This window comes from Ventrimonas sp. (genome assembly GCF_048380235.1).
Lineage (GTDB): Bacteria > Bacillota > Clostridia > Lachnospirales > Lachnospiraceae > Brotaphodocola.
Genome location: NZ_DBFCCJ010000019.1, coordinates 1 through 8,032 on the forward strand (window position 1 = coordinate 1; position 8,032 = coordinate 8,032).

Sequence of the window (8,032 nt, forward strand, 5' to 3'; positions counted from 1 at the left end):
TTGAAGCAACCGGAACTTATAGTGACACAATTACACTTCCTGATGGTGGAAATTATATTGGCATTGAATGTGAGAATTTCACTGGAAACATTGAATTAAATATTGAATAATACTCTGCCGGACGACGGCAAAAGAAAAAAAGCCGTCGTAGAGCAGACAATTTGACACGCCCATTTGAAACGGCGGCTTTGATTTTCAGAGCCGCCGTTTCTTTGCGTTTGCACAAATCAATGACGACTTGCAGGGACACGGTAGCCGATTGGAGGTTATTTTTCCGTGTCTCGTTTGCTTTTTCAAAGCTCACATGATCTACATCAGTTAAAAAAAGCATTGCTCCTCCTCCGGGCAAGTATAACATTGCATCGGCATTATCGTTCTATGTAATTCAGTATAATAATGGCTGTTCTTGGCGCGCCAGTTTTCCCTCACGGAAATCTGGCGTTTTTTGTTGCCATTTTTTCGGAGATGACCCGGTTGTCTGCCGGTGTCGGTCTCCGCCTTCATTCGATTCACCCGTCAATCACCCGTGAATCGAAATGGAGGTACATAATGAAGAAAATTAACCTTCGGGAACTTTATCCTGATGTTTATACAACAGACTTTTTTGTAGATGTGACAGAGAAAGTAATGGAGACTATTCGAGCAGCTGAACGTGCGGAGGCTGCGTATGAGCGAAAGATGTATCGTTATAAAGCACAGTATTCTCTGGATTGCGAGAATGGCATTGAAAATGCGGTGCTGTTGAAGCCGCAAACACCGGAGATGCTTCTGGAGGAAAAGCAGCTGCGGGAGCAGCTCTATGCCGCTGTGATGGCTCTGCCAGAGAAGCAGGCCAAGAGGATCTATGCCCGGTATTACCTGGGTATGCGTGTGAGTGAGATCGCCGCAGCGGAGGGTGTAGACCCAAGCCGTGTCCGTGACAGCATTCGGCGCGGTCTGAAGCAGCTGGCAAAGTATTTTTAGGATAGAATAACAAAGGGCGCAAGGCCACATAGTGCTTCTGGCACAGGGCTTTGCGCCCTATTTGCAAGCTTGTATTCTTCGAGCAAAGGAAATATAATAAACCATATTGGAGGGAAACTATATGGATTATATGACGCTGAAAGAAGCAAGTGAAAAATGGGGTGTTACCCCAAGGCAGATCAATTATCTGTGTGCCGGTGGGCGTATCCCCGGTGCTGTGAAGATGGCTACCATTTGGCTGATTCCCAAGGATGCGGAGAAACCGGCAGACCGTCGTTTCAAAAATACAAAAAAATAATCCTCTCGTGAGATTTCTGTGACATTTGGATGCTACACTAAGAATGAAGGAGTGTGATACAATTGCGAATTTTAGTAGTCGAGGATGACCGGCTTTTGAATAATACTTTGTGCTATAACCTGTATACTGCGGGCTATGTCGTGGACTCTGTATTGACAAAATCAGCAGCTAGCAACTTTCTGACTAAGCAGGATTATGACCTGATCGTGCTGGATGTAAACCTGCCAGATGGGAATGGCTTTGATTTCTGCCGGGAGGTAAAAGAGCGCCGGCCGGATACGGCGGTGATCTTCCTGACCGCAAATGATATGGAGAGCGATATGCTCAAAGGATATGAGTTGGGCGCAGAGGACTATGTGACCAAGCCATTTCCTATGAGCGTCTTTCAAAAAAAGCTGTCCGTGGTGCTGGGGCGGCTGGCAAAACAATCTGGCGGCGGGGATTGTTATGAGGATAGCGCACTATCCATCAATTTCTCGGAGATGACTGCTTCTCTGTCCGGTAAGGCGCTGGTGTTCACTCCGTTGGAATACCGGCTGTTGAAAATCCTGACCAAAAATCCGCAGAATGTTTTGACCAGGCAGGTGATGCTTGAAAAGCTGTGGGATGCCGATGGGAACTTTGTGGATGAACACGCCCTGACTGCGGCCATCAGCCGGGTGCGGAATAAAATTGAAACGGATGGACGCCAGTACATCAAGACGGTGTACGGTATGGGCTATATGTGGATCGGAGGGGCATCGAAATGAATATGCGAAAACTCTCCATCAACAAAGCCTGTGTCCTTTTGGGAACGCTTTTGCTGCTGGCGGTTGGTGCAGTCTGCACCGCTGTTCATCTGCTGACCCAGAATATAACCGCTGTCCGGTGTGTGTTCCTGTTCAGTCTTTTTGTGCTGCTCTGCGTCATCTGCTTTGTGGCGCTGATTCGTCGGAAGCTGGTCCGGTTCTCCGATGCCTTTTGTGGTCAGATGGATGATATGCTCTCCGAAAATATGCAGCCCAAGCAGACGGTTGAAGAAGAAAACCTGTTCTATAAAATCAACTACCGGCTGGGGCGACTGTACGAGGTCATGCAGGAAAATAAAAACAGCATCGCAAAGGAACGGGCTGACCTGCAAGAGCTGATTTCTGACATCTCCCATCAGGTCAAGACCCCGATTGCCAACTTGAAGATGATCAACAACACGCTGCTTGAAAATGAGGTTCCTCCGCAGAAGCAAAAGGAATTTCTGACAGCCCAGGCCAGCCAGCTTGATAAGCTGGGCTTCCTCATGCAAGCCATGATTAAAACCTCCCGACTGGAAACGGGAGTCATTTCGCTGGAGCAGAGACAGCAACCGGTTTACGATACCCTTGCCGCTGCCCTAGGCGGGATTTTGCTCAATGCCGAAAAGAAAAAGATAGATGTGCAGGTGGAATGCCCGGAGCATTTGGATGCACGCCATGATAGAAAATGGACAAGCGAAGCCCTGTTCAACATTCTGGATAATGCTGTGAAATACACCCCGGCAGGCGGGCAGATCCGTGTGTCGGTGGAAGGCTGGGAAATGTATGTGAAGATCGACATTGCCGATACCGGCATCGGCATTTCAGAGCAGCACCAGGGGACGATTTTCAAGCGGTTTTATCGGGAAGATGTGGTGCATGATGTGGACGGTATTGGAATCGGTCTGTATCTGGCCCGTGAGATTGTGACCTTGCAGGGCGGTTATATCCGGGTAGCGTCTGAGGTTGGGAAAGGCTCAACCTTTTCTGTTTTCCTGCTCCGAAAGTAGAGTAAGCACACCCCGAAAATTGAAATGTCACAGATTCGTGACATTTGGGGCTGAATTTAGCGGAAATTTTTTGTGGCTCGTGACATTTCTGTGAGGTTTGGTCGTTACAATGGGTTTATCAAAAAGAAAGGATGGTGTTCTCTATGAGCATTTTGCAAACGACTGAACTGAAAAAATATTATGGTGCAGAGCCGAACATTACCAGAGCCTTGGATGGTGTGACCCTCTCTATTGAAAAAGGAGAATTTGTAGCTATCGTAGGAACCTCCGGCAGTGGTAAATCCACGCTGCTGAACATGATCGGCGGATTGGATGTGCCCACCTCCGGCCAGGTGGTCGTGGATGGCAAGGAGCTGTCCAAACTCAAAGACGAGGAACTGACCGTTTTCCGCAGAAGAAAGATCGGCTTTATCTTCCAGAACTACAATCTGGTACCGGTGCTGAATGTCTTTGAAAATATTGTGTTGCCTGTGGAGCTGGACGGAAACAAGGTAGACAAGAAGTTTATGAACGAAGTAGTGCAGATGCTGGGGCTTGAGGATAAGCTGAACAATATGCCCAATAACCTCTCCGGCGGCCAGCAGCAGCGCGTAGCCATTGCCCGCGCCTTGGTGTCAAAGCCCGCTATTGTCTTGGCTGATGAACCCACAGGCAACCTGGACAGCAAGACCAGCGCCGATGTGCTGGGGCTTCTGAAAACTACCAGCCAGAAATTCCACCAGACCCTCGTAATGATTACCCATAACAGTGAGATCGCCCAGCTTGCCGACCGCATTATTCGGATCGAGGATGGTAAGATCGTGCAGTAAAGGGGGGGCGGGACTATGAATGACATTCTATTTGGCAACAATAATTCCAAAGTAATTACCAAGCTATCCAAACGCTATTTCAAGAAGAATAAGGTACGCAATCTGGCTGCACTGCTGGCAATTATCCTGACTGCTTTCCTGTTTACCTCTATCACTTCCCTGGCGTTCAATATGGCGTCCTCCATCCAACTCTCTCTGCAAATGCAGAAAGGCAGCAAGGCGGATGGCACTTTGGGGTATATGACGGAGAAACAGTACGAGCAGCTTGTAAACAGCGATTTTGTGGACCAGGCAGGACACCGGCGTATCATTGGCTATGCAAGCAACACTTCCAGCCATTCCATTGAAATCAATTATGAAGATAGTGTGCAGCAGGAACTGACCTTCTGTGTGCCTACCCACGGAGCTGCACCGGAGAAAGCGAATGAGATCGCCACTACGGATTTGGCGCTGAAGGCGCTGGGTGTAGAACCTGAGATCGGCGCAGAGGTTCCGTTAGAATTTGAACTGCGGGGGAAAACTTATCATTACGATATGGTGCTTTCCGGCTGGTGGGAAGCAAGCAATGACTCTGTGAGCGTTGCGACTGTTTCAGAGCAGTTTATAAAAGAAAATCCCGATGTGGTTCAGAACACTTATGCGGTAGACCATGTAATGTCCGGCGTTACTTTTTCCGATGTCGTGCTGAAGAATAAAGCAAATGTTCAGCAGCAGTTGAATGAGTTCGTTTACTCCATTGGCGGCAATCCAGAGGATATGGGCGCAGACAATTTCATTCTCGCCTCCGAAAATCAAATGTCCCAGGGATTGACTTCATCAGAGTCCATCGTGCCTGCTGTTGTATTTATCCTGATGTTTGTCGTGTGCGGATACCTGCTGATCTACAATATCTTTGATATTTCCGTGATGCAGGATGTTCGTCAATACGGTCTGCTGCGGACGATTGGAACTTCCACACGGCAGATCAAGAGCATTGTGAACCGTCAGGCGGTCTGGCTCACGCTGATCGGACTGCCTATTGGTCTGATTGCCGGTTTCTTTGCCGGTTGGGTGCTGCTTCCTATCGTGACAGAGATCATTAACCTTGAATACTCTATGGTGGGTACATCCGTATCGACCTCGCCTCTGATCTTTGTTATTGCCGCTCTCTTTACAATTTTGACCGTGCTTATCAGCACCCGGAAGCCTGCAAAAAAGGCGGCAAAGATTTCTCCTCTGGAGGCGATCCGCTACACCGAGCAGAACGCCTATAAAAAGAGCAGTGCCAAGCGTACCAATAGAGTAAAGCTGTCCCGCATGGCCTTTTCCAACCTGGGGCGCAATCGTCGGCGTTCAGCGTTTATCATTATTTCCCTGCTTCTGTGCATCGTCCTGTTTAACTCTATCATCATTGTGACGCAAAGCCTTGATGAAGAAAAGTGGGTAAACCGTGTTACCAGAACAGATTTTAATGTCTATAACTCCGCCGCATTTAATGTAATGGAGGGCGTTCAGCACCATGAAGATACGCTCTCACAACAGGCAGTGGATCTGATTGCCGGACAGCCCGGAGTTGAGGATGAACGCTATCTTTACCGAAATACAAAAGACGATAGAAATGTGCTGGTTGACTATGGGTTTGAAGATTTAAGCGGTATAGAGCTATTCCATGAGGAAGAAGGCGTTGTAAATCAAAGCTATCAGGGATATAGCCTGTACACAAGTTCTGATACCGAAAGGCGCTATTTTGGTAATGTGATGGGAGCCTCCGAGAATTTCTGGGCGGATATGCGTATTTTTGAAGGCGAAAAAGATGCCGAAACCTTAACGCAGAAAATGGCTACCGGAGAATATGTCATTATTGGTTGCCCCATCGACAAATTGACAGAGGAACCAAATAACACTCCGCTGACCGATCAGTTACAGGTCGGGGAGAGCATTTCCTTCTACAAGGATGGGGAACTGGTCAAAACCAGCACCATCCTTGCAAAAGCGATTCTCGTGGGAACGGAAACCGAAACGCCGACAGGCACTACCGCTCAGGCACACATCGCCGGTGATGCTCCTTTTGTATATCTGCCGGACACTGTATTCAAGGAAATCTATGACGCTCCCACGCTTCTGACTTATGGATTCAATGTGGAGGAAGCCTTGCAGCCGCAGATGGAAGAATTCTTGAGCAGCTATGTGAGCGAAAATACTTCGGTTGCCTATACTTCCACCAAGCTGTTGAAAGAGCAACTTGATTCGGTCCGCAGCATGATTCTGGTTATCGGCGGTTTGATTGGCTGCATCATGGCCTTTGCGGGACTGATCAACTTTACCAACATGATTATTACCAACATCATCACCCGCCGCCATGAGTTCGCTACCATGCAAAGCATCGGTATGACCGGCAAGCAGCTTCGCCGCCTGATGGTCTATGAGGGCATCTATTATGCCGCCGGCGCAGACATTATTGGCGGAGCAGCCGCAGCGGTCCTGGCAGTCACGGTGCTAAAGAGCGCATTAAATGGCCCCTCCATGTGGTTCTTTACCCTGAACATTACATTGGTTCCTGTTCTGGTCATTGGTGTGCTTTATCTGCTGCTGGCTGCGGTCATTCCGCTGATTGTTCTCCACTTCTTTAACAAGGGAACTGTGGTGGAACGGCTGAGGACTTCGGAGTAACGGCAGAGATTGCTACAATAAATAATCATAAACCTATTGAAAGCCGGGAGGAGGCATTTCCTCTCGGCTTTCCTCAAAAAAATTGAAATCTCACAGATTGGTGAGATTTCAGCTTGTTATTTTGTCGAAATGGAGTATGTCCGTGACATTTCTGTGAGGATTGCCTGTTAAGATAAAAGAAAAGTGAAAAAGTTGCCGCACGATGGCAAAAGAAAAAAAGCCATCGTACAGCGACTATATTGTTATGCACTTTGCAACGGTGGCTTTGAAAAAATCAGAGCCGCCGTTTCCTTTCGTCTATCTAAAATGAACGACGACCCTACACCCTGTAATCTGGTACGGCGGCACATAGGAGGATGCCGCCGTGTCAATTTTTGTCATTCACAATAGCCATGAGTTACACCAGCTAAAAAAAGTCTTGCCCCTCCTCCGGGGGAGTATGACTATCTATCAGTATTATCGTTCCATCTAAATCAGCAGAATAGTAGGTATTTTTGTTGCGCCGATTTCCCGTTATGGGAAGTTGGCGTTTTTTGTTGCCATTTTTTCGGAGATGACCCGGTTGTCTGCCGGTGTCGGTCTCCGCCTCCATTCGATTCACCCGTCAATCACCCGTGAATCGAAATGGAGGTACATAATGAAGAAAATTAACCTTCGGGAACTTTATCCTGATGTTTATACAACAGACTTTTTTGTAGATGTGACAGAGGAAGTAATGGAGACTATTCGAGCAGCTGAACGTGCGGAGGCTGCGTATGAGCGAAAGATGTATCGTTATAAAGCACAGTATTCTCTGGATTGCGAGAATGGCATTGAAAATGCGGTGCTATTGAAGCCGCAAACACCGGAGATGCTTCTGGAGGAAAAACAGTTTCAGGAGCAGGTCTATGCCGCTGTGATGAAGCTGCCAGAGAAACAGGCAAAGCGAATTTATGCCCGATACTATCTGGGAATGGCGGTAAATGAAATTGCCGAAGTAGAAGGTGTAGACCCAAGCCGTGTCCGAGACAGTATCCGCCGTGGATTAAAGCAGCTTGTAAAATATTTTTGATAAAATTTCATTTGATGCGCCTGTTTTTTGCCTTTTTTGTCAGTGTTAATAAGAAGGACAAGTTTTCCTCCTTCATCAGTACATTGACAATCGAATAGACAGCACAACAGGTACATAACCCATGTACGAGCGAATGTGAAACGCCGCGAAGATGGAGCCGTCAGGGAGGTGATGAAAGAACTGCTTCGGAGCGATCTACGATTTCATAAAACGGATTGTGGCAGATTCGGCGCGATGACTGCATGGGGGCTTAAAGATACTTCCTCACGGCCCGCCAAAGACTTGGGGGGAACCCTGCGGCACACGATACGAACGGTGCTGCGGAGTTATGACAGCCGCGCCAACGGAGACCTGTTGTGTTCCCATCGTCAGGGGGCGTGGCAAATGTGATGAAAGCTGAGTTATATAAATAGGAAGCGTTTGCAGCTTCCTGTTCAAAATCAGATACCATGCGCTGGCAGTTTCGGCTGCCAGCGTATTCATGT

8 protein-coding genes are annotated in these 8,032 nt (G+C 47.9%); 7 read left to right on the forward strand and 1 reads right to left on the reverse strand.

Annotated features, from left to right (window positions below):
- Positions 1 to 549 precede the first annotated feature (549 nt).
- The 7 genes from ACMP1L_RS03375 to ACMP1L_RS03405 all read left to right on the forward strand — a co-directional run bounded on the left by ACMP1L_RS03375 (position 550) and on the right by ACMP1L_RS03405 (position 7,547).
- Positions 550 to 963: a sigma-70 family RNA polymerase sigma factor gene (locus ACMP1L_RS03375; RefSeq protein WP_118097210.1), complete on the forward strand. Its 414-nt coding sequence runs from the start codon at positions 550 to 552 to the stop codon at positions 961 to 963.
- Positions 964 to 1,084: 121 nt separating this feature from the next.
- Positions 1,085 to 1,261: a helix-turn-helix domain-containing protein gene (locus ACMP1L_RS03380; protein ID WP_002594731.1), complete on the forward strand. Its 177-nt coding sequence runs from the start codon at positions 1,085 to 1,087 to the stop codon at positions 1,259 to 1,261.
- Between the two features lie 62 nt (positions 1,262 to 1,323).
- Complete coding sequence (locus ACMP1L_RS03385; protein ID WP_418452010.1) at positions 1,324 to 2,010, forward strand: response regulator transcription factor; 687 nt, start codon at positions 1,324 to 1,326, stop codon at positions 2,008 to 2,010.
- The gene (locus ACMP1L_RS03390) at positions 2,007 to 3,038 is read left to right on the forward strand and encodes a sensor histidine kinase (protein ID WP_418452011.1); all 1,032 of its coding nucleotides are present in this window, start codon (positions 2,007 to 2,009) and stop codon (positions 3,036 to 3,038) included. The genes ACMP1L_RS03385 and ACMP1L_RS03390 overlap by 4 nt, the downstream gene beginning before the upstream one ends.
- A gap of 143 nt (positions 3,039 to 3,181) precedes the next feature.
- Positions 3,182 to 3,847 carry an ABC transporter ATP-binding protein gene (locus tag ACMP1L_RS03395; RefSeq protein ID WP_040342337.1) on the forward strand — a complete coding sequence of 222 codons (666 nt, stop codon included), beginning with the start codon at positions 3,182 to 3,184 and terminating at the stop codon, positions 3,845 to 3,847.
- Between the two features lie 15 nt (positions 3,848 to 3,862).
- Positions 3,863 to 6,496, forward strand: coding sequence for an ABC transporter permease (locus ACMP1L_RS03400; RefSeq protein ID WP_117500095.1), 2,634 nt, complete (start codon positions 3,863 to 3,865; stop codon positions 6,494 to 6,496).
- A gap of 637 nt (positions 6,497 to 7,133) precedes the next feature.
- Complete coding sequence (locus tag ACMP1L_RS03405) at positions 7,134 to 7,547, forward strand: sigma factor-like helix-turn-helix DNA-binding protein (protein WP_055054171.1); 414 nt, start codon at positions 7,134 to 7,136, stop codon at positions 7,545 to 7,547.
- 264 nt (positions 7,548 to 7,811) lie between these two features.
- Here the strand turns inward: ACMP1L_RS03405 and ACMP1L_RS03410 are convergent.
- A partial coding sequence (locus ACMP1L_RS03410; protein ID WP_418452012.1) for a hypothetical protein occupies positions 7,812 to 8,032 on the reverse strand: 221 nt, incomplete at its 5' end.